The 20,899-nt window shown below is 71.1% G+C and carries 15 protein-coding genes; 2 read left to right on the forward strand and 13 right to left on the reverse strand.

Going from position 1 to position 20,899, the window contains the following annotated elements; all coding sequences use genetic code 11:
• Positions 1 to 116: 116 nt before the first annotated feature.
• From ABEA93_RS06945 to uvrA, 7 genes are all read right to left on the reverse strand, one after another.
• Positions 117 to 1,370, reverse strand: a complete 1,254-nt coding sequence (locus ABEA93_RS06945) for a GNAT family N-acetyltransferase (protein WP_345674415.1) — start codon at positions 1,368 to 1,370, stop codon at positions 117 to 119.
• 224 nt (positions 1,371 to 1,594) lie between these two features.
• Positions 1,595 to 2,575 carry a DNA-binding protein WhiA gene (gene whiA / locus ABEA93_RS06950; RefSeq protein ID WP_345674416.1) on the reverse strand — a complete coding sequence of 327 codons (981 nt, stop codon included), beginning with the start codon at positions 2,573 to 2,575 and terminating at the stop codon, positions 1,595 to 1,597.
• Positions 2,566 to 3,492: a gluconeogenesis factor YvcK family protein gene (locus ABEA93_RS06955; RefSeq protein WP_345674616.1), complete on the reverse strand. Its 927-nt coding sequence runs from the start codon at positions 3,490 to 3,492 to the stop codon at positions 2,566 to 2,568. The genes whiA and ABEA93_RS06955 overlap by 10 nt, the downstream gene beginning before the upstream one ends.
• 217 nt (positions 3,493 to 3,709) lie before the next feature.
• Positions 3,710 to 4,630: an RNase adapter RapZ gene (rapZ, locus tag ABEA93_RS06960; protein WP_345674417.1), complete on the reverse strand. Its 921-nt coding sequence runs from the start codon at positions 4,628 to 4,630 to the stop codon at positions 3,710 to 3,712.
• A gap of 154 nt (positions 4,631 to 4,784) precedes the next feature.
• Complete coding sequence (gene uvrC, locus ABEA93_RS06965) at positions 4,785 to 7,049, reverse strand: excinuclease ABC subunit UvrC (RefSeq protein ID WP_345674418.1); 2,265 nt, start codon at positions 7,047 to 7,049, stop codon at positions 4,785 to 4,787.
• Positions 7,050 to 7,125: 76 nt separating this feature from the next.
• The gene (locus tag ABEA93_RS06970) at positions 7,126 to 7,566 is read right to left on the reverse strand and encodes a Rieske (2Fe-2S) protein (protein ID WP_345674419.1); all 441 of its coding nucleotides are present in this window, start codon (positions 7,564 to 7,566) and stop codon (positions 7,126 to 7,128) included.
• 77 nt (positions 7,567 to 7,643) lie between these two features.
• Positions 7,644 to 10,490: an excinuclease ABC subunit UvrA gene (gene uvrA / locus ABEA93_RS06975; protein WP_345674420.1), complete on the reverse strand. Its 2,847-nt coding sequence runs from the start codon at positions 10,488 to 10,490 to the stop codon at positions 7,644 to 7,646.
• Positions 10,491 to 10,891: 401 nt separating this feature from the next.
• On the opposite strand from uvrA, the gene ABEA93_RS06980 reads away from it, so the two are divergent.
• Entirely contained in the window at positions 10,892 to 11,626 is a 735-nt protein-coding gene (locus tag ABEA93_RS06980) for a maleylpyruvate isomerase family mycothiol-dependent enzyme (protein ID WP_345674421.1), read from the forward strand.
• Between the two features lie 114 nt (positions 11,627 to 11,740).
• Positions 11,741 to 12,397, forward strand: a complete 657-nt coding sequence (locus tag ABEA93_RS06985; protein ID WP_345674422.1) for an MBL fold metallo-hydrolase — start codon at positions 11,741 to 11,743, stop codon at positions 12,395 to 12,397.
• A 22-nt stretch (positions 12,398 to 12,419) separates the two neighbouring features.
• On the opposite strand, the gene dpgA is transcribed toward ABEA93_RS06985, so the two are convergent.
• The 6 genes from dpgA to uvrB form a co-directional block, all read right to left on the reverse strand.
• Positions 12,420 to 13,547 (reverse strand): 3,5-dihydroxyphenylacetyl-CoA synthase DpgA, encoded by a 1,128-nt coding sequence (gene dpgA / locus ABEA93_RS06990; protein WP_345674423.1) that lies wholly within the window; start codon positions 13,545 to 13,547, stop codon positions 12,420 to 12,422.
• Positions 13,548 to 13,773: 226 nt separating this feature from the next.
• Positions 13,774 to 14,799, reverse strand: a complete 1,026-nt coding sequence (locus ABEA93_RS06995) for a TerC family protein (RefSeq protein WP_345674424.1) — start codon at positions 14,797 to 14,799, stop codon at positions 13,774 to 13,776.
• A 291-nt stretch (positions 14,800 to 15,090) separates the two neighbouring features.
• A complete protein-coding gene (locus tag ABEA93_RS07000; protein WP_345674425.1) occupies positions 15,091 to 15,783 on the reverse strand; it encodes a 3'-5' exonuclease in 693 nt (230 codons plus the stop codon).
• 157 nt (positions 15,784 to 15,940) lie between these two features.
• Complete coding sequence (locus tag ABEA93_RS07005; protein WP_345674426.1) at positions 15,941 to 17,755, reverse strand: TerD family protein; 1,815 nt, start codon at positions 17,753 to 17,755, stop codon at positions 15,941 to 15,943.
• A gap of 181 nt (positions 17,756 to 17,936) precedes the next feature.
• Positions 17,937 to 18,509, reverse strand: a complete 573-nt coding sequence (locus ABEA93_RS07010) for a TerD family protein (RefSeq protein ID WP_345674427.1) — start codon at positions 18,507 to 18,509, stop codon at positions 17,937 to 17,939.
• A 273-nt stretch (positions 18,510 to 18,782) separates the two neighbouring features.
• Positions 18,783 to 20,873, reverse strand: a complete 2,091-nt coding sequence (uvrB, locus tag ABEA93_RS07015) for an excinuclease ABC subunit UvrB (RefSeq protein ID WP_345674428.1) — start codon at positions 20,871 to 20,873, stop codon at positions 18,783 to 18,785.
• Between the last annotated feature and the right edge of the window lie 26 nt (positions 20,874 to 20,899).

Consider the following 20,899-nt stretch of genomic DNA (forward strand, 5'->3'; position numbering starts at 1 on the left):
TGCCCGTCCGCGCTACACGCGTAACGCAGGATACGGGAATCCCGTCCGCGGACAAGGCTCTTCACAAAACCGCTCCCCGGTGTCCACTGTCCGCTCAACGATCACTTCCGATCGGTTCAGAACCAGTCCGGGCACCACGGCGCCCGCGCGGTCCGGAACATGACCTCGGCGCGGTCGAGCGCCCCCGGGTTCAGCTCGGTGATGTCCCCCGCCGCGGCCAGCCGCACCGCGGAACGCCCGCCCAGGTACAGCGCGCCGAGGGTGCCCGCGTCCAGCGCGAGGTCCGCAGGCTCGTCGACGGGCACGCACCGCGCCCCGTCCGGGCGGCCGTCCACCGCGAACGTGCCCGCCGCGTAGCCCATCGGGTCCTCGACCCGCAGCACCAGCCGCCCCGGCACCGGGTAGGTGCGGGCGGACAGCGCGGCGGGGACGTCGATCGGCCGCACCCACACGAAGTCGCGGGCGCTGTCCCAGGTGACCTGCCGGGGGTCGTCGAAGAGGTCCGGCAGCAGGTCGTCGGACGTGCGCTCCCCCGCGTTCAGCTTCGCCAGGTAGTCGATCTGCGTCGCGTACACCCACAGCGCGGCCTCGGCCGCCGGAGTCGCGGCGATCAACTGGTCGACGTGCAGCGTCGCCTTGGGGACGAAGTCCTCCCACACCTCGTCCACCCGGTACGCGAGATACCCGCGCGGTGTCCCCGAAGCGTCGGTATAGAGCGCCCAGAACCGGCTCTCCTTGGGGCGCCCCGGCCGGGTCTGCACCCCGGTGTACAGCGGCCACCACCTCTCCTGCCGGGTGATCGCGCCCGGGGTGCGGCGCCGGAACGCCTCGTGCACCGCCGGTCCCGCCTCCAGCATCGTCTCCGGCGCGACGAGCGTGACCCGCCCGCCGCCCTCGGCCGCGGCGGCCCGCACGGCGGGGCGCAGCCCGGCACGGGTGAGATCCACTCGGAAGAGCGAATAGTCGGTGGCCGGGCCGAAGCCGAAGCGTCCGTAGATCGGATATTCGGCGGCGATCAGGATCGCGAGTGCCTCGCCGCGCGCGGCCGCCGCGTCCAGGTCGGCCCGCATCATCCCGGTCAGCAGACCGCGGCGGCGGTGCGTGGCGGTCACGGTGACGTTGGTGATCGCACTGACCGGCACGTAGGCACCGCCCGGCGCGGTGATCTCGCCGCCCCAGCTGCGGAACGTGCCGACGATCCGCCCGTCGTCGAACGCGGCCTGGGTACGCGAAAGGTTCACGATGCCGCGCAGAAATTCGGCCGATTCGTCGCGGGCTTCCTTGGACAGGTCCGGGACCCGCAGGAAGCCCGTGTCCAACGCCGCTCCCCAGGCGCCGAGTTCGTCCTCGGTGACGGTCCGGATGTGCATGGGGCTTCCTCCCGGGTGGCAGACGCGGCGGCGGATGGGGCTGCGGACACTGCGGCGGATGCGGCGTCCGGCCGGGCGGCTTGTGGCCCCCGGACAACGCGAAAACGCCGACCGGGGAACCCTAGGCTCCCCGCTCGGCGTTTTCGACGGGTTTTCCGGAGCCCGCCGCGGACCGCCGCGGTCCGCGGCGGGCTCCGGAGGTCGGGCAACGGGTGGGCAGGCGGTCAGGAGACCAGCATGTCCGCGGTCAGGTTGGCGTCCGTGCCGGGCATCCCGAGGTCGCCCGCGCGCTTGTCGGCCATGGCCAGCAGACGGCGGATGCGGCCCGCGACCGCGTCCTTGGTCAGCGGCGGGTCGGCCAGGCCGCCCAGCTCCTCCAGCGACGCCTGCTTGTGCTCCAGCCGCAGCTTGCCCGCCGCGGCGAGGTGGTCCGGCACCTCCTCGCCGAGGATCTCCAGCGCGCGCTGCACCCGGGCGCCCGCGGCGACCGCCGCGCGGGCCGAGCGGCGCAGGTTCGCGTCGTCGAAGTTCGCCAGACGGTTGGCGGTGGCCCGCACCTCGCGGCGCATCCGGCGCTCTTCCCAGGCCAGCACGCTCTCGTGCGCGCCGAGCCGGGTGAGCAGCGCGCCGATCGCGTCGCCGTCGCGCACCACGACGCGGTCGACGCCGCGGACCTCGCGGGCCTTCGCCGAGATGCTGAGCCGCCGCGCCGCGCCGACCAGCGCCAGCGCCGCCTCCGAACCGGGGCAGGTCACCTCCAGGGCGGAGGACCGGCCGGGCTCGGTGAGTGAGCCGTGCGCCAGGAACGCGCCGCGCCACGCCGCCTCGGCGTCGCAGGTCGCACCGGAAACCACCTGCGGGGGCAGCCCGCGGACCGGGCGGCCGCGCGCGTCCAACAAGCCGGTCTGCCGGGCGAGTTGATCGCCGTCCTTGGCCACCCGCACGACATACCGGCTGCTCTTGCGCAGGCCGCCGGCGGCGACCACCAGAAGCTCGGACTGGTGTCCGTACACCTCGAGAATGTCTTTGCGCACGCGCCGCGCCGCGGCTCCGGTGTCCAGCTCCGCCTCGACGACGATCCGTCCACCCACCAGGTGCAGACCGCCCGCGAAGCGCAGGAGCGCCGACACCTCCGCCTTGCGACAGCACGACCGCGTCACCGGGAGCCGACTTAGCTCGTCTTTCACAGCTGCCGTCATCGCCATGGCGCGATCCTTTCACGAGCGGTGAAGATCCGGCCGTAGGCGGCGGCCAGGCGGGCCGGATCGTGTCGCGGTGTCCCGTCCCCGACCGCGACCGGGGCCAGCAGCACCTGTCCGCCGAGTCCGGCGGCGGCGCGGGTCAACTCGTCGACGTCGTCGACGAGGTCGCGGTCCCCGAGCACCACGTCGAACTCCAGTTCCGGCGCGTGCTCGGCGAGGACCTCGACATGCCGCTGCGGGGAGAACCCGTCGGTTTCGCCGGGCTGCGGCGCGAGGTTGAGCGCGAGCACCTTGCGGGCCTTCGTCTCGACCAGCGCGGCGGCGAGTTCGGGCACCAGCAGGTGCGGCAGCACGCTGGTGAACCACGAACCCGGTCCCAGCACCACCCAGTCCGCGTCGCGGACCGCGGCGACCGCCTCGGGCACGGCCGGCGGATTCGCCGGCGTGAGCCGGATGCCGAGCACTTCGCCGGGCGTCTTCGCCAGCGCGTGCTGGCCCTGCACGGCGGTCACCAGGGTGGGCGCGGTGCGGTCGTGGCCGCGCACGTCGGCCTCGATGTCCAGCGGCACCGCGGACATCGGCAGCACGCTGCCGTGCGCGCCGAGCAGCCGGCCCATCCACTGCAGCGCGGACACCGGGTCGTCGTCCAGGAGTTCCCACAGCGCGACGATCAGGAGGTTCCCGACCGCGTGGCCGTTCAGGTCGCCGTCGCAGCGGAAACGGTGCTGGATGACCCGGGACCAGGTGTTGCCCCACTCGTCGTCGCCGCACAGCGCGGCCAGCGCCATGCGCAGGTCGCCGGGCGGGAGCACACCCATGTCGCGGCGCAGCCGGCCGCTGGAGCCGCCGTCGTCGGCGACCGTGACCACCGCGGTCAGGTCGTCGGTGAGCCGGCGCAGCGCGGACAGCGACGCGGACAGGCCGTGGCCGCCGCCGAGGGCGACGACCTTGGGGCCGGTGTGGCGGACGTACGCGTCGCCGTCGGCATAGCCGTTGAGCCGGCCGCCTTCCGCGTCGTCTCCGCCGCCGTGTCCGCCGTGTCCGTTGCCGTGTCCGTTGCTGTGTCCGTTGCTGTGTCCACTGCCACGGCCGTCGACGGTCCCGGCCCCCGAGGTGTCGAGTTCGTTCACGCGGGCATCACTCGCGTCCCTTGTCGCGGTGGACGACCACGGCCTCCACGCCGTCTTCCTGCATGCGCTTGGCGAGGCGTTCGGCCATCGCCACACTGCGGTGCTTGCCGCCGGTGCAGCCGACCGCGAGCGTCAGGTAACGCTTGCCCTCGCGACGGTAACCCTCGGTGATGATGCGGAGGAGTTCGGTGTAGCCGTCCAGGAACTCCTTGGCACCGGGCTGGTCGAAGACGTAGCGGGCCACCGGCTCGTCGGTGCCGGTGAAGGGACGGAGCTCGGGGATCCAATGCGGGTTCGGCAGGAAGCGGCAGTCGACGACGAGATCGGCGTCGACCGGGAGTCCGTACTTGAACCCGAACGACATGACGGTGGCCTTGAGCCGCGGTTCGCTCGAACCGGCGAACTGGGCGTCCATCTTCGCGCGCAGTTCGTGCACGTTGAGGTTCGTGGTGTCGATCACCAGGTCGGCTTCGCCGCGCAGTTCGGTGAGCAGCGCGCGCTCCGCCTCGATGCCGTCGACGATCCGGCCGTCGCCCTGCAGCGGGTGCGGGCGGCGGACGTTCTCGAAACGCCGCACGAGGGCGTCGTCGGCGGCTTCCAGGAAGACGATACGGCACACCACGGCCGCGGACGCGAGCTGCGCGAGGGCCTCGCGCAGGTCGTCGAAGAACGTGCGGCTGCGGACGTCCACGACCACGGCGATCCGCGCCACCGCGCCCTGGGTGCGCGCGCCGAGGTCGACCATCGCGGGGATGAGGGACGGCGGCAGGTTGTCGACGACGAACCAGCCGAGGTCCTCCAGGCCCTTGGCCGCCGTCGAGCGGCCGGCTCCGGACATACCCGAAATGATGACCAGTTCGGGGATGCCGGGGACCGGCTCGGCGGACCCGGCCACCTCGGCTCCGGTCGTCCGGACGACGTCGTTCATGACGCCTTCCGGACGGACGGGGCGGAAATCGCCGGGGTGACGCTGCGCTTTCTCACGATTCCTCCAGGTTTCACACCCGCGCGGGGACGGATGCCGAGTGTCCCCCATCGGTGCCGCGGACGGCGACACGCACACGCGGGCCTGCCGCCCCTCACTAACCGGAACGACCCGGATCCACGATCTCATCCGCACCGGGGGTGTGAGGCACTCCACGCGACGGTTGGGGCTGCGGGGACACGGCGTCGGGATCGGTGTCCGGGAACACCGGAGGCTCGTCCGGCGGGCCGGGGGCCGGCACGTCGGCGGAGCCGGGCAACGGATCGGGCACGCGCGGGGCATCGCGCCAGGCACCCCGGGCAGGCACGACGGGTTCGGCGTCACCGGGCGCCACCGGTGCGGCACTCTCCGCCGCCGACTCGGCGTCCGGTTCCGGGTCGTCGTCCGTGAGGATCTCGCCCGTCGACACGTTGACCGCGACCCTCGGTGCCGTGGCGGCCAGTGCCGCGGCGACCACTTCGGCGGTGTGGCGGCCGATGCCGGGGACCTCCATGATCTCCTCGACCCTCGCCGCCTTGAGCTTGCGCAGCGACCCGAAGTGGTCGAGCAGCGCCTTGCGGCGCGTCTCGCCCAGGCCCGGCACGGAGTCCAGCGCGCTCGCGGTCATCGCCTTCGACCGCTTCTTGCGGTGGAACGTGATCGCGAACCGGTGCGCCTCGTCGCGCACCCGCTGCATCAGGTACAGCGCCTCGCTGCTGCGCGGCAGCACCACCGGGTCGTCCTCGTCCGGCAGCCACACCTCTTCGAGCTTCTTCGCCAGGCCGCACACCGCGACGTCGTCCACGCCCAGTTCGTCGAGCGCGCGCTTCGCCGCGGCGACCTGCGGCTGACCGCCGTCGACCACCACGAGTTGCGGCGGGTAGGCGAAGCGCTTCGGCTTGCCGGTCGTCGGGTCGATCGGACCGCTGCCCGACGGCGTCTCGTCCTCGTCGACACCGCCGAGTTCCGGTTCGCCGGTCTTGGCGCGTTCCGCGAGGTAGTGCTTGAACCGGCGCGTGAGCACCTCGTGCATGGCGCGGACGTCGTCCTGGCCCTCGAACGACTTGATCGCGAAGTGCCGGTACTCGCTCTTGCGCGGCAGCCCGTCCTCGAACACCACCATCGAGGCCACCACCTCGGTGCCTTGCAGGTGCGAGATGTCGAAGCACTCGATGCGCAGCGGCGCGGTGTCCATGCCCAGCGCGTCGGCGATCTCCTGCAGGGCGAGCGAGCGCGTGGTCAGGTCGCCGGCCCGGCGGGTCTTGTGCAGCACGAGCGCCTGCTGCGCGTTGCGCAGCACGGTCTCCTGCAGGGCCTTCTTGTCGCCGCGCTGCGGCACCCGGAGGTCGACCTTGGCACCGCGCAGCGTGCCGAGCCAGTCGGCGACCGCGGCGGCGTCGGTCGGAAGCGCGGGCACCAGGACCTCGCGCGGCACGGAGTCGCCGCGCTGGTCGCCGTAGATCTGCTGGAGGAAGTGCTCGACCAGGTCGCCGGGAGTGACGTCCTCCACCTTGTCGACGACCCAGCCGCGCTGGCCGCGCACCCGGCCGCCCCGCACGTGGAAGATCTGCACGGCGGCTTCGAGGTCGTCGTCGGCGAGCGCGATCACGTCGGCGTCGGTGCCGTCGCCGAGCACGATGGCGTTCTTCTCCATCGCGCGGGTGAGCGCCCCTATGTCGTCGCGCAGCCGGGCGGCCTTCTCGTACTCCATGTCCGCCGCGGCCTGCTTCATCTGCCGTTCCAGGCGGCGGATGTACGGGCCCGTCTGCCCGGCCATGAAGTCGCAGAACTCGTCCGCGAGTTCGCGGTGCTCCTCAGGGCTGACCCGGCCGACGCACGGGGCCGAGCACTTGCCGATGTAGCCGAGCAGGCACGGGCGTCCGGCCTGCTTTGCGGCACGGAACACACCGTTGCTGCACGTGCGCACGGGAAACACGCGCAACAGCAGGTCGACGGTTTCCCGGATGGCCCACGCGTGCCCGTACGGCCCGAAGTAGCGCACGCCTTTCTTCTTCGCCCCGCGCATCACCTGCACGCGCGGGAACTCCTCGTCCAGCGTGACCGCCAGACTCGGATAGCTCTTGTCGTCACGGTATTTGACGTTGAACCGCGGGTCGTACTCCTTGATCCAGGAGTACTCGAGCTGGAGCGCCTCGACTTCGGTGCCGACGACCGTCCACTCCACCGACGCCGCCGTGGTGACCATGGTCTGGGTCCGCGGATGCAGGCCCGCGAGGTCCTGGAAGTACGACGACAGCCGCTGGCGCAGGTTCTTGGCCTTGCCGACATAGACCACCCGGCCGTGCACGTCCCGGAACCGGTACACCCCGGGATCGGTCGGGATCTCGCCCGGCTTGGGACGGTACGTTGCCGGGTCGGCCATTTCTGCTACCCCGTGCCTCTCGTCTGCGGCCGGAGCGCTCCGGCCGGTACATCCCCGCTCTATCCAGCCTGACGGATCAGCCGACCACGATGTTCCCGTCGACGACCTTCGAGGGCAGCTCCTCCAGGCCCTCGTTCGCCGGGCCGCGCACCACCGAGCCGTCCGTGACGGAGAACTGGCTTCCGTGGCACGGACACTTGACGACGCCCTGCTCGACCTTGTTCACCAGGCAGCCCTGGTGCGGGCAGCGGGCGTAGAACGCCTTGTACTGGTCCTTGACCGGCTGGGTCACGACCACCGCGGAGTCGTCGTAGACCTTGCCCGCGCCGACCGACACGTCCGGCACCTTGCCGACCGTGACCGGTCCCTTCGCGCCGGGCCGCGACCCCGCTTTGGCGCCTCCGCCTTCGGTGGTGCCGCACCCCGTCACCGCGGCGCCGGCCGCCCCGAGCGCGCCCACGGCGGCGACCCCGCGAAGGACGGAACGGCGGGACGGGTCGGCGGGGGTGGTGGTCATGATCGTGTGCTCCTCGCATGCGGCGGACGGCGCGGGCCCGACCGCGAGGGCCCGCCGCCCCATGATCGCACCGCCGCTCACAGCCGGTCGGCGAGGATCTCCCGGAGGAACTTGCCGGTGTGGCTCTCCGCGATCCCCGCGACGTCCTCGGGGCTGCCCTCGGCGATGACCATGCCGCCGCCGCTGCCGCCCTCGGGGCCGAGGTCGACGATCCAGTCCGCGGTCTTGATCACGTCGAGGTTGTGCTCGATGACCAGGACCGTGTTGCCCTTCTCGACCAGCGTGGTCAGCACGCCGAGCAGCCGGCGGATGTCCTCGAAGTGCAGGCCGGTGGTCGGCTCGTCGAGCACGTACACGGTCCGCCCGGTGGACCGGCGCTGGAGTTCCGACGCGAGCTTGACGCGCTGCGCCTCGCCGCCGGACAGCGTGGTCGCGGGCTGGCCGAGCCGCACGTACCCCAGGCCGACCTCGTCGAGCGTCTTCAGGTGCCGGGCGATCGCCGGGACCGCCTCGAAGAACTCCCGGGCCTCCTCGATCGGCATGTCGAGGACCTCGGCGATGTTCTTGCCCTTGAAGTGCACTTCGAGCGTCTCGCGGTTGTACCGCGCGCCGTGGCACACCTCGCACGGGACGTACACGTCCGGCAGGAAGTTCATCTCGATCTTGATCGTGCCGTCGCCCGCGCAGTTCTCGCAGCGGCCGCCCTTGACGTTGAACGAGAAGCGGCCCGGCAGGTAGCCGCGGACCTTGGCTTCCTGGGTCTCCGCGAACAGCTTGCGGACGTGGTCGAACACGCCCGTGTACGTCGCCGGGTTCGACCGCGGGGTCCGCCCGATCGGCCCCTGGTCGACGTGGACGACCTTGTCCACCAAGTCCGTTCCGGTGATCCGGGTGTGCCGGCCGGGCACCGACCGCGCGCCGTTCAGCTCGCGCGCCAAGTGCGTGTAGAGGATGTCGTTGACCAGCGTCGACTTGCCGGACCCGGACACCCCGGTGACCGCGACGAAGCAGCCGAGCGGGAACCCGACGGTCACGTCGCGCAGGTTGTTCTCGCGCGCCCCGTGCACGACGAGGCGGCGCTTCTTCTCCGGCACGCGGCGCTCGGTCGGCGTCGCGATCTCCTTGCGCTTGGACAGGTACGCGCCGGTGTGCGACTCCTTGTTCTTCAGCAGGTCCTTGTAGGTGCCGGAGTGCACGACCTTGCCGCCGTGCTCGCCCGCGCCCGGGCCGATGTCGACGACCCAGTCGGCCACCCGGATGGTGTCCTCGTCGTGCTCGACGACGATGAGCGTGTTGCCCATGTCGCGGAGCCGCACGAGGGTTTCGATGAGCCGGTGGTTGTCGCGCTGGTGCAGGCCGATGGACGGCTCGTCGAGCACGTACAGCACGCCGACCAGGCCGGAGCCGATCTGCGTGGCCAGGCGGATGCGCTGCGCTTCGCCGCCGGACAGCGTGCCCGCCGCGCGGTTGAGCGACAGGTAGTCGAGGCCGACGTCGACGAGGAACCGCAGCCGCTCGTTGACTTCCTTGAGCACGCGCTCGGCGATCTTCTTCTCGCGCGCGGTCAGCCGGATCGCGCCGAGGAAGTCCGCGCAGTCGCTGATCGACATGGCCGACACGTCGGCGATCGACTTCCCGGCGACGGTGACCGCGAGCACGATCGGCTTGAGCCGGCTGCCTTCGCAGGTCGGGCACGGCACCTGCCGCATGTAGCCCTCGAAGCGCTCGCGGCTGCTGTCCGACTCGGCCTCGGAGTGGCGGCGCACGATGAACGGGATCGCGCCTTCGAACGCGGTCGTGTACGCGCGCTGGCGGCCGTACCGGTTGCGGTAGCGCACCTCGATCTGCGTCTTGTGGCCGTTGAGCAGCGCATTGCGGGCGCGCACCGGCAGCCCGTTCCACGGCACGTCGGTGCGGAAGTTCAGGGCTTCGGACAGTGCCTCGATCAGGCGCCCGAAGTACTCGCTGGCGTGCCCGCTCGACCACGGCGCGAGCGCGCCTTCGTCGAGGGTCTTCTCCGGGTCCGGGACGACGAGTTCCGGGTCGACCTCCATGCGGGTGCCGATGCCGGTGCAGTCCGGGCACGCGCCGAACGGCGAGTTGAAGGAGAACGAGCGCGGCTCCAGCTCCTCGAACGACAGGTCGTCGTACGGGCAGTAGAGATGCTCCGAGTACATCCGCTCGCGGTTCTCGTCGTCCTCCGGAAGGTCGACGAAGTCCAGGACCACCATGCCGTTGCCGAGCCGCAGGGCGGTCTCCACCGAGTCGGTCAGCCGCCGCTTGGCGCTCGACTTGACCGCGAGGCGGTCGACGACCACCTCGATGGTGTGCTTCTCCTGCTTCTTCAGCTTCGGCGGCTCGGCGAGCTGGATCACCGCGCCGTCGACCCGGGCACGGCTGTAGCCCTGCGACTGGAGCTGCGCGAACAGGTCGACGAACTCGCCCTTGCGCTCGCGCACGACCGGCGCGAGGACCTGGAAGCGAGTGCCTTCGTCGAGTTCGAGGACGCGGTCGACGACCTGCTGCGGGCTCTGCCGGGCGATCGGGCGGCCGCACACCGGGCAGTGCGGGTGGCCGATGCGGGCGAACAGCAGGCGGAGGTAGTCGTAGACCTCGGTGATGGTGCCGACGGTCGACCGCGGGTTGCGGTTCGTGGACTTCTGGTCGATCGAGACGGCCGGCGACAGGCCCTCGATGAAGTCGACGTCGGGCTTGTCCATCTGGCCGAGGAACTGCCGTGCGTACGACGACAGCGACTCGACGTAGCGGCGCTGGCCCTCGGCGAAGATCGTGTCGAACGCCAGGGACGACTTGCCGGACCCGGACAGGCCGGTGAACACGATGAGCGCGTCGCGCGGGAGGTCGAGGGAGACATCCTTGAGGTTGTGCTCGCGCGCGCCACGGACGATGAGACGGTCGGCCACTGGAGAATCGAAACCCTTCGACAGCATGCTGCGGCTTCGCCCTGATCAGGGCGGATCCTGCGGAACCTCGGCGGAAACGCACGGTCGGCGCGCCCCCCGGGACGAGTCCCCCGGCAATCGTAAGCGGCTGGAAGGCCCCGTTTGTTCCCCCGCGGATCTCCGTCGCGTTCCCGATGCGCCTGCCAGGGTATCGCACATGTATTCGAACGAGTGCCATCCGGCCGACGTTTCACTCGATCGCGTGACCTTTTTGTCACCGTGTTGAGGTCGATATCGTCATCACCGGATGATCCGCGGGTCGGGCGAACGACTCGCTTGGCGCCTGCGTGAGCCGATAGCGTGCCTGCCAGCCAGGGGCCCGCGCGCTCCGCAGCCGCCGTGCTTTTCCCGGGAGGACTTACGTGACGACGGACGGGTTCGACCCCGCCGCACTGGTCGACGAGGTCGCGGTGGCGACACAGCAGGTGCTGGACAGTGCCGAGCGCCTCTCGCCGGAGCGGCTGACCGGGGAGTCGCTGCTGCCGGGGTGGTCCCGGGCCCACGTCCTCACCCACCTCGCCCGCAACGCCGACGCGCTGGGCAACCTCGTGCACTGGGCCGCGACCGGCGTCCGTACCCCCATGTATCCGTCGCCCGAGGCGCGCGAGGCGGGGATCGCCGCGGGCGCGCAGCGGCCGGGCGAGGAGATCGTCGCGGACCTGCGCGCCGCGTCCGCACGGCTCAACGAGGGCCTGCTGAGCCTGTCGCCGACCGCATGGGGCGCGAAGCTCACCGGGAACGACGGGCGGGAGTTCTCCGCCGAGACCATCCCGTACAAGCGGATCCGCGAGCTGTACGTGCACCACGTCGACCTGGCCGCGGGCTGGACGCCGGCGCACTGGCCGGGCGACTTCGCCACCCGCGAACTCTTCGACGTCGCGGCGTCGTTCCGCGGCCGCCCGGACACCATGCCGCTACTGCTGCACGACGAGGACTCCGGCCGCCGCCTCACCATCGGCCCCGAGGACCTCGCCCCGGTCGCGATGGTCGCGGGCCGCCGCCGCACGCTGCTGGCCTGGCTGATCGGCCGCACCGGCGGCGACGGCCTGGTGATGGACCCGCCCGGCGCGCTGCCGCCGCTGCCCGCCTGGACCTGACCGGCACAACGACACAACGGCACAACGGCCGCTCGACCGCGCATCCGCGGTGCGGGGCCGACCCGCCGGGCCCGCCGCTGGTCGTGCGGTGCCTGTCGGCGGGAGGATGGGCGTATGACGACGTATCACGGGTCGGTCAAGGTCGGCGGGGCGCCCGACGTCCGCGAGTTGGCCGAACTCATCATCACCAAGGTCGCCGTCGGCCCGTTCGACAACGACTGCTACCTGCTGCGCTGCCGAACCACCGGCGAGCAGCTGCTGATCGACGCGGCCAACGACGCACGCACGCTCCTGGCGATGGTCGGCGACGGCCTCGGCCAGGTGCTCACCACGCACCGGCACCAGGACCACTGGCAGGCACTCGACGAGGTCGTCGCGGCGACCGGTGCGCGCACGCTGGCCGGCCGGTACGACGCCGAAGGCGTGCCGGTGCCGACCGACCGGCTCCTCGACGACGGCGACACCGTCGAGGTCGGCAACGTGCGGCTGACCGCGATCCACCTGGTCGGCCACACGCCCGGCAGCATCGCGCTGGTCTACGACGACCCCAAGGGCCACCCGCACCTGTTCACCGGCGACTGCCTGTTCCCCGGCGGGATCGGCAACACGTTCGGCGACCCGGACGCGTTCCGCACCCTGCTCGCCGGGGTCGAGCAGAAGGTGTTCGGCCGCCTCCCGGACGAGACCTGGGTGTACCCGGGACACGGCAACGACACGACGCTCGGCGACGAACGCCCGCACCTCGCGGAATGGCGCGAGCGCGGCTGGTGACGCCGGAAACTCGCAGAAAACGCTAGAAGCGGAACAATGCCGCCTCGATCGTCGAGCCCGGGCCCATGGTCATGAATACCCCGTATTCGCCGGGCTCGGCGATCTTCTCGTCGAGCAGCCGCTCATAAGAGAACAGAAACGATCCGCTCGACACGTTTCCGAAATCGCGCAGCACGCTCGTCGTGTGGCGCAGCGCCGCGGATTCCAGGCCGAGACTGTCGCGGACCGCGGCGACCACCTTTTTGCCGCCGGAATGCACGCACCAATGCGCGATGTCGACACGTGTCAACCCGGCGCCTGCCAGCAGCCGGTCGATCAGCGGGGCAGCGTATGCGCGGACCACGCCCGGCACGTCGCGCTCCAGCACGAACCGGCGCTTCCCCTGGTTCCGGTCGAACTCGACGCGCATGGCACCGATCGCGTCCGCGACCAGGACGCTCGCGAAGTCCAGCAGCTCGGGGCCGGCCGAGGAACCCGCAGAGGAACCTGTCGAGGAGCCCGCTCCGCCCTTGGCCCCGTCTTCCTCGCCCCGCACGACGAGCGCGGCCGCGCCGTCGCCGAAGAGGCTGTTGACCACGGCGGCGGCGAGCGACCCGTCGTGGACGAACGCGCCGGAGAAGGATTCGACGCACACCACCGCGGCGGGCCGGCCCGGGTGACCGGCGGCCCACGACGCCACGGGGCCGAGCGCGTTGAGGCCGGCGTTGCAGCCCATGCCGACGACGTCCATGCGGCCCGCGGCGGGGTCCATGTCCAGGTGGGCCATGAGGCGGGCGCTGAGGCCGGGGGTCATGAAGCCGGTACTGGTGACGAGCGCGAGGTAGCCGAGGTCGCGCGGTGCGAGCCCGGCCCGGTCGAGGGCGGCGAGGATGGCGCGGGAAGCCGGGTCGAGGTGCCGGGTTTCCTTGTCGACGCGGCCTTCGGGGAGGGTCAGGTGACGGCGTTCGATGCCGCCGTTGAGGAAGAACCCGACCGCGCGCTCGTCGGTCACGCCGAAGACGTCGACGAGTTCCCGCTGGGTGTAGGAATCCGCCGGCACCGCGGTGCCGACGCCGGATATCCGGACGGGCGCACGGGTCGTCGCGGATTTCCCGGAACCGGTGCGGCCTTCGGTCGCTTTCCGCGCACCGGGCACGAAAACGGATTCCACCGGATCGACGGAATGGCGCGAAACGGGCGTTGTCATGCGGAGTCCCCAAGCAGACGGATAAGTCCCCGGAACGACCGGGCCCCCGGCGAGTTCGCCCAACGTAGCAGGTGGCGGAATTCCCAGGGCGAAATCCCGCCACGCGCCCGAGACCCCCGGGCTCGGGGCTCCGGGGGCCGGTTTTGGGACGGTTCGGGGGCGGTTCGGGGGCGGCCCGGGCTGGGTCCGGTCAGCTTCCGGTGCCGACCGGGGTGTCCTCGGAGTCCTGTCCGGCGTCCTTTCCGGCGTCCCGTTCGGCGTCCTGTTCGGCGGCGAGCGCGTCCTTCTTGGACTTGCGCAGGCTCAGCACCGTGGTCACCGCGAGGGTCACGACGATGAAGCCGAGCGAGACCGGGATGCCGATCTCCGGGACGTGCACGCCCTGGCCGTGCAGCGCCTCGAACACCAGCTTCACGCCGATGAAGCCGAGGATCACGGACAGGCCGTAGGACAGGTAGACCAGCTTCTTCAGCAGGCCGCCGATGAGGAAGTACAGCTGCCGCAGGCCCATGAGTGCGAACGCGTTGGCGGTGAAGACGATGTACGGCTCCTGGGTGAGGCCGAAGATCGCCGGGATCGAGTCGAGCGCGAACAGCACGTCCGTGGTGCCGACCGCGATCATCACGATGAGCATCGGCGTGACCAGGCGCTTGCCGTGCTCCTTCACCAGCAGCTTGGTGCCGCGGTAGTCCTTGGTGGTCGGCGCGACCTTCTCCACCCAGCGGAGCAGGGCGTTCTCCTCGAACTCCTCCTCCTCGTCGGACTTCGCCTCCTTGACCAGCTTCCACGCGGTCCAGATGAGGAACGCGCCGAAGATGAAGAAGACCCAGGAGAACGTGGCCACGACGGCGGCGCCGAGGCCGATGAAGATGCCGCGCAGCACGAGCGCGAGCAGCACGCCGACCAGCAGGACGCGCTGCTGGTACTGCGCGGGCACCGCGAACTTGCCCATGATCAGCACGAAGACGAACAGGTTGTCGACGCTGAGGGACTTCTCGGTGATGAAGCCGGCGAAGAACTCCCCGGCGTACTGCGGTTCGGTGAAGAACCACAAGCCGAGGCCGAAGACGACGGCCAGCGCCACCCAGAAGACGCCCCAGAGCGCAGCTTCCTTGAGGGTGACTTCGTGGGGCTTGCGGTTGATGACGAGGTCCACGCCCACGAGGGCGAGCAGGACCAGGATGGTCACGATCCAGGTGGTCAGTGAGACGTCCACTATGCCTCCGGCATTCGTGGCAGGTGTGCGGCGATGCCGGAGGTCTCTTCCGCCCGGATCCGCGGGACCGCGACCCGGACCGGCAAGGCCGGACACATGAGCACGCGCTACGCCATCGGGACGTAGGGGCATATGTCGTACTGACGACCGTGCCGTGGGGGAATACTCCCCTCCGATGCAGCCAGTCTGCCAGAAGGTAAAGTAAAGACCAAGTAAGCCTTTACCTTCCCATGGTGATTCTTGGTGGTCAGAGGGTTGCGAACCCCGAGGAACGTGGTGTTGTGAGCCCGCTCACCCGGCCCTAACCGGCTCGAAACCGCTCCTCGGGCGCAGCATCCCCCGGAATTTCGGGTAGTCCGGGTGCTCCCATGCCCGGCCGGGCGGCACCGGCAGCGCCAGTGCCCCGGCCCCGGCGGTGCGCAGCAGCAGCGGGAGCAGGCGCGCGGTCACCCGCGCGTCGGCGAGCGCCGCGTGCGCGTCCGGGAAGTCCAGGCCGAAGTGCGCACAGCAGGTGCCGAGCTTGTGGTCGGGCAGGTCCAGCCCGGTCGTGCGGGCCAGCCGCATCGTGCACAGCGCGGGCAGCAGCGGCATCGCGATGCCCGCGGCGGCGAATTCGGCTTCGAGGAACCGCTGTTCGAACGAGGCGTTGTGGGCGACCACCACCGCGCCGGCGAAGAGGGCGGCCAACTCCCCGGCGATGTCCGCGAACCGCGGTGCACCGCGCACATCCGCGGCGGTGATCCGGTGCACCTGCGTCGCGCCGACGCCGCGGCCCGGGTCGAGGAGCGTCGTCCATTCGCGCAGCACCCGGCCGTCGCCCGCCATCCGGACGACGCCGATCTCCACGATGCGGTCGCCGCGGCCCGGCGAGAAGCCGGTGGTCTCCAGGTCCACGATGGCGAATTCGAGGGCGCCGACCTCGACGGCGCGGGCGGCGGCCACGCCGGAAGTCCGCGGCCCGGGCACGTCGGCATACGAGAACACGCTTGGCACTCCGAGGGGTTGGGGCCCACCGGTTGGGCTCACGTCAAGGCGAGCCCACCCTAGCGACCACCGGCCCGAAGCCCGGCGCAATCCCCCGCGATCCACCCGTACGGGCACGCGGGGTCCGCCCGGTCGGGCAGACCCCGCGCGGAAAACCTCAGCGCCCGCCGCCCGCCGCGGTCGACGCGAGCCAGGTCAGCAGCGTCTGCGTGACGCCGGTGCCGTCCGACGGCAAGTCCGGGGTGTACGTCCACGCGTGGCCCACCCACGGGTCCGCGATGTGGTCCTCCGGGATCGGCGTGAGCCGCAGCAGCGCCCGCCACAGCGGGTCCAGCAGCGGCCCGAACGACCCGGAGTCCTCCCGGTTGCCGACCACGACGACGTGCACGCCGACGCGGGAGCCTTCCTCGACGATGTGCCGGAGCTGCGTCACGGTGCGGTCGTCGAAGCCGTACGGGAACCCGTGCACGACCAGCAGCTGGCGGCTGAAGTCGATGTGGTCGGGCAGCGCGTCCGTCGCGCCGCTCTCCACCGCCATGCGCGCCAGCTCGACGCGGTCCATGAGCCGGCCGAGCAGGGCGGCGATCTCCGGCGCGGTCGTGGCCGCCGGGCCGACCAGCAGGCCGCTCGACGACAGCGGCGCGAACGGGCCGGCCGCGGCGCCCTTGCCCTCCGGGTCGACGATGTGCAGCTTGAGGTCGCCCACCGGGAACGCGGCCAGCATGCGCGCGCTCAGCGTGAGCGCCAGTTCGGCGGCGCGGGACCGGACGACCTCCGGCGAGGTGAGGTCGAGTTCGCCGTCCACGCCGGTGGCGCCGCTGTCGATCCACAGGCCGCGTTCCATCGGCAGCCGCAGCACCATCGGGACGCGCAGTTGCGGCGACTCCGGCAGGTGCAGGTCGCCGAGCCGGATCGCCGGGGCGGTGTCCTCGGGCGCGCGCCACGCGGCCCACGCGGGCGAGTCCCAGCGCGCCATCTCCGGCGGCAGCTTGGGCTCGAGCTGGGCGACCTCGCCGGCCAGGTGCGCGGCGTCCCGGTCGAGGCCGGTCCGGGCCCGCTCGACGAGTTCGCGGTGCTTGGCGCGGGCACCTTCCTGCGCGTCGAGGCCCTCGCGGGAGGTGCGCGCGGACGGGTCCGCCAGCACGTCGGCGAGTTCCTTGTCGAGGCGGTTGTCGGCGTAGCCGACGGCGGAGCGGAACGAGGCGGCGGACCGGGCCGCGTCCTCGAACACCCCCCAGATGTCCTCGTAGAGCCGCTCGATCTCGCGGCGTGCCTCGCGGGCAGCGGCCTCGCGCTGCGCGTCGCTCTGCCCGGCGGCCGGGGCCGGACGGGCGCCGCCGTGCGGCGCGGTCGCGGTGGGGAAGCCCGCCGCGGGCGGCTCCGGGGCCGCTTCGGCGGTGCGCTGCGGGGGCTCCGGGGCGTTCGCGGAGGTGTGCGCGACGGCGTTCGGCCCGGCCAGGCGGGTGCGCACGCGGTCCACGATCGGGGCGCGGAGCTGGACGCCGAGGTCACGCAGCAGCGCGTCGAGGCCCCCGTCGTAGCCCTGCCCGACGGCGCGGAGCTTCCACGCGCCTTGGCGGCGGTACAGCTCCACGGCCTGCAGGGCGCGTTCGGAGTTGAGGTCGACGATGGTGAACGCGGCGACCGGCGCGCCGCCGGCGGCGACGGTGGCCACCGGTGCGCCGACCGCACCGAACCGGTCCACGCCGCTGCCTTCGAGCGTCGCCACGACGACGACGCGCTCCACGTCCTCGGGCAGCGCCGTGAGGTCGACGTCGACGCCCTGCGCGCGCATCGCGATGCCGGCGGCCGTGCTGCCGTCGCGCTGCAGTACGTCGCCGTCGCCGCGGACCTTGAGGCCGGCGTCGACCAGCACGGCGAGGAGTTCGACCGGGCACGACGCGGCGATATCCACCGCCACCTGCTGAGCGGGCAGCGGGACGTTCTGCCCCCGGACGAGTTCGGTACTCATGCTGCGTTCCCCTCCCCGCCCCCGTGGGACGGAACCGCACGAGCCGGAGGGCCGGTTCTCCCGACCGGCCCTCCGGCTCGCGGTAAAAACAACCGGCACTGTTCTACAGGTTTCCGCCGGGTTCTGCAGGGCCATACCGCGGTCTCCGGATGTCCGGGACCGGGTCAGGCCGGACCTCGGGTCAGAGGTGGGCGGCCAGGGCCGGCATCAGCTCGGTGAAGGTGCGGCCGTTGGCGGCCTCGCCGATCGCGGTCATCTTCCAGCCGTCGCCGTGGCGGTACAGCTTGGCCATGATCTGCGCGTTGTAGGCGCCGCCGCCGGACAGCGTGTAGCGGGCCATCTCCTGGCCGTTGGTCTCGTCGACCAGGCGGCAGAAGGCGTTCTCGACCTCCTGGAAGGTCTGCCCCTGGAACGAGTTCACCGTGAAGATGATCTGCGTGACGTGCACCGGGACGCGGGACAGGTCGACGATGATCGACTCGTCGTCGCCGTCGCCGGCACCGGTCAGGTTGTCGCCGGTGTGGCGGACCGAGCCGTCGTCGCTGACCAGGTGGCCGAAGTAGACGGCGTCGACCGGCTGGTTGTCGGCGAACAGCACGCACGAAGCGTCCAGGTCGATGTCGCGCTGACGGTTGCCGAAGAGGCCCTTCTTCTTGACCGCGTCCCAGCCCAGGCCCATCCGGACCAGGGTCAGCTGGCCGCCGCCCTGCTTTTCGAGCGACAGGCGCTGGCCCTTGACCATGTTGACGGACACTGAATGTCTCCCCTCGCAATGCACTTTGCGCGACGCGGCCTAGCGTCCGCAGCGTAGTACCCGGCGTCGTTCCCCGTCCCGGGGTTCCGCCGGTACTTCTCGGTGTCGAACCTACCGTTCATGACGTCCGGAGACGACGAGTCGTTCCCGCGGAACCGCGGGAATCCGGCCGCCGGGCGCGAAAACCGGCCCGTCGGGCCGCCGTGCGGCCGTCCGGGGACGGTCTCGTGCCGGTTCTCGTGCCGGCCCCGCGCCGCTCTCCGGGGCCGGCGGTCATGCCATCCCGGCCGCCTTCATGCCGCGCAGCTCCTTCTTGAGTTCGCCGACCTCGTCGCGCAGCCGGGCGGCCAGTTCGAACTGGAGTTCCGCGGCGGCGGCGTGCATCTGCTCGGTGAGCTGGCCGATCAGGTCGGTCAGGTCGGCGGCGGGCATGCTCTTGGCGTCCGGCAGCTCGCGGCCGCGGGTCGGCACCGGCGCCTTGGCGCGGCCGCCCTTGCCGCTGCCGCCGCTCATCAGCTCGGCGGTGTCCGCGTCCTCGCGGGCGATCATGTCGAGGATGTCGACGATCTTCTTGCGCAGCGGCTGCGGGTCGATTCCGTGCTCGGTGTTGTAGGCGATCTGCTTCTCGCGGCGCCGGTTCGTCTCGTCGATGGCCTTCTCCATGGACGGGGTGATCCGGTCGGCGTACATGTGCACCTGGCCGGACACGTTGCGGGCCGCGCGGCCGATCGTCTGGATGAGCGACGTGCCCGACCGCAGGAAGCCTTCCTTGTCCGCGTCGAGGATCGCGACCAGCGACACCTCGGGCAGGTCGAGGCCTTCGCGGAGCAGGTTGATGCCGACCAGCACGTCGAACTCGCCGAGGCGCAGTTCGCGCAGCAGCTCGATGCGGCGCAGCGTGTCGATGTCGCTGTGCAGGTAGCGGACGCGGATGCCGAGTTCGAGGAGGTAGTCGGTGAGGTCCTCGGACATCTTCTTGGTGAGCGTGGTGACCAGCACCCGCTCGTTGCGTTCGGCACGCTTGCGGATCTCGTGCACCAGGTCGTCGATCTGGCCCTCGGTGGGCTTGACCACGACCTCGGGGTCGATCAGACCGGTGGGGCGGATGACCTGCTCGACGACGCCGTCGCCGCGGGACAGCTCGTAGTTGCCCGGGGTGGCGGACAGGTAGACGGTCTGCCCGATCCGCTCCAGGAACTCCTCCCACTTGAGCGGGCGGTTGTCGACCGCGGACGGCAGCCGGAAGCCGTGTTCGACGAGGTTCCGCTTGCGCGACATGTCGCCTTCGAACATCGCGCCGATCTGCGGGACGGTCTGGTGCGACTCGTCGATGACCAGCAGGAAGTCCTCGGGGAAGTAATCGAGGAGGGTGTTGGGCGCGGTGCCGGGTTCGCGGCCGTCGATGTGCCGCGAGTAGTTCTCGATGCCGGAGCAGGTGCCGATCTGCCGCATCATCTCGATGTCGTACGTGGTGCGCATGCGAAGCCGCTGCGCTTCGAGGAGCTTGCCCTGCTTCTCGAAGCGTTCGAGCTGGTCGGCCAGCTCCTTCTCGATGCCGCCAATCGCGCGCTCCATGCGCTCGGGGCCGGCCACGTAGTGCGTGGCGGGGAAGACATAGAGCTGCTCGTCGTTGGTGACGATCTCGCCGGTGAGCGGGTGGAGCGTCATCAGCGACTCGATCTCGTCGCCGAACATTTCGATGCGGACCGCGAGTTCTTCGTAGACCGGGTAGATCTCGATGGTGTCGCCGCGGACCCGGAAGGTGCCGCGGGTGAACGCGACGTCGTTGCGCGCGTACTGGATGTCGACGAACTTGCGCAGCAGCGCGTCGCGGTCGATCTCCTGGCCCACTTTGAGCGGGACCATGCGGTCGACGTACTCCTGCGGCGTGCCGAGGCCGTAGATGCAGGACACCGAGGCGACCACGATCACGTCGCGGCGGGTCAGCAGCGAGTTGGTGGTCGAGTGGCGCAGCCGCTCGACTTCCTCGTTGATCGAGGAGTCCTTCTCGATGTAGGTGTCCGTCTGCGCGATGTACGCCTCGGGCTGGTAGTAGTCGTAGTACGACACGAAGTATTCGACGGCGTTGTTCGGCAGCAGCTCGCGGAACTCGTTGGCGAGCTGCGCGGCCAGCGTCTTGTTGGGGGCCATGACGAGGGTCGGCCGCTGGAGCTGCTCGATCATCCACGCGGTCGTGGCCGACTTGCCGGTGCCGGTCGCGCCGAGCAGCACGACGTCCTTCTCGTCGGCGCGGATCCGGCGCGACAGCTCCGCGATCGCGGCCGGCTGGTCGCCGTTGGGCTGGTACGGACTGACGACCTCGAAAGGCGCCACGCTGCGTTGGATGTCGGTGATGGGTCGCACGCGATCCACCGTACGGCCTCGGACCG

This window comes from Yinghuangia aomiensis (assembly GCF_039542225.1).
Lineage (GTDB): Bacteria > Actinomycetota > Actinomycetes > Streptomycetales > Streptomycetaceae > Yinghuangia > Yinghuangia aomiensis.